Below are 1,185 nucleotides of genomic sequence, written 5' to 3'. Positions count from 1 at the left end.
AGGTGACGGGGAGGGCGGTCAGGGCTCGGTGGAACGGGCCGGGGCGCCATTCCAGGTCGTGCGCGGCGACGGCCAGGTCCAGGTCCGGGAGGCGGTCCAGGAGCGTCTCCATGGCGACCGACGCGATCAGGCGGGCGTGGTTCTTGGCCGGGCAGGTGTGGGGGCCGCCGGCGAAGGACAGGTGCGCGCGGTTGCCCGTCCGGTTGGCCGTCGACCTGGACGGGTCGGTGTTCGCGGCGGCGTAGCTGATCACGACGGGCTGGTGCGCGGGCAGCCGGTACCCGTGGAAGTCGGTGTCCTGGCGGGGGAACGTCGTCCCGTAGTTGGCCATCGGCGGGTCGGTCCACAGGATCTCGTCGAGGGCGTCCTCGACCGGCAGGCTCCCGCCGGACAGGTCGCCGCCGAACCGGTCGTCGGAGAGCAGCAGCAGGATCCCGTTGGCGATGAGGTTCTGCTCGGGCTCGGTGCCGGCGCCGACCAGCAGCGTGATCTGGTCGGCCATCTCGGCGTCGTCGAGCCCGGCGGGGTGGCGCATCATCCAGGACGTCACGTCCGCGCCCGGCTTCTGCCGCTTGTGCGCGACCAGTTCGGGGCCCGCCTCGGCGAGGAGGGCGTTGCCGTTCTCGGCGTCGACGGTGTCGAAGATGGCGCTCATGCCTCGCACGAGCTTGTCACCGATCTCGCGCGGGCAGCCGAACATCTCGTTGAACACCAGCAGCGGCAGTGTGCGGGCGTACTGGCCGACGAGGTCGGCCTTGCCGTCCTGCGCGAATTTGTCGATGAGGCTGTTCGCGCCGTCCGCGACGTACTCGCGCAGCAGCGCCGGTTCGAGGCGGTCCAGGCTGTCGACGATCACCGACCGGAACCGGGCGTGGACGGCGCCGTTGGTGAACAGGGCGTTGGGCCGGGCCATCATCATCGGCAGCACCGGGCACTCGGGGCCGACCTCCTCCTCCCACACCTCGCTGCACCGCGGGAACTGGTCGGGGTCGCGCATGATCTCCAGCGCGGCGTCGTAGCCGATGACGAGCGTCGCCGGCACGCCGGGGGCCAGCTCGACCGGCGCGAGGTCGCCGTGGGCGCGCATCCGCGCGTAGACGCGCTGCGGGTCGTCGGCGAACTCCGGCCCGTACATCGCGAAGCGGGCGGGTTCCTCAACGGTGCCGGTGGTGGGGAGTCCGGTGG

Annotated in this window: 1 protein-coding gene; it reads right to left on the bottom strand. The window is 71.9% G+C overall.

The features are described 5' to 3' along the window. A partial coding sequence (locus E1281_RS41020; protein ID WP_165959332.1) for a cytochrome P450 occupies positions 1–1,185 on the bottom strand: 1,185 nt, incomplete at both ends.

This window comes from Actinomadura sp. KC345 (assembly GCF_004348515.1).
Taxonomy (GTDB): domain Bacteria; phylum Actinomycetota; class Actinomycetes; order Streptosporangiales; family Streptosporangiaceae; genus Spirillospora.
The sequence above is the reverse complement of the archived record's forward strand: the minus strand, read 5'-3'. Positions and strand labels throughout refer to the sequence as shown.